The 252-nt window shown below is 48.8% G+C and carries 1 protein-coding gene; it reads left to right on the plus strand.

What is annotated here, in order from left to right:
* Positions 1-2 precede the first annotated feature (2 nt).
* The coding region (locus JAO32_RS20165; RefSeq protein ID WP_443082628.1) for a hypothetical protein at positions 3-252 on the plus strand (250 nt) is incomplete at its 3' end.

Consider the following 252-nt stretch of genomic DNA (forward strand, 5'->3'; position numbering starts at 1 on the left):
ACATGTCCGTCTTAAAGACGACGTCATTAACGCATGGTGCGAGACTCGAATTCCGAGTTGAGGCATATAACGCACTCAACCACACAGAGCTTGGTCAACCCAATACAACATTTGTTGCTGGCGCGCCGTTGATCCGAGCAATCCAACTGCAGAATGGGGTGGTAATACCAACGCGACCTTCGGAACGATCACTTCTGCACTGTCTGCGCGCATTGTGCAACTTGGCGCAAAATTATTTTCTAGCAATACAGA

The sequence above is a fragment of the Terriglobus sp. ADX1 genome (genome assembly GCF_036877645.1).
Lineage (GTDB): Bacteria > Acidobacteriota > Terriglobia > Terriglobales > Acidobacteriaceae > Terriglobus.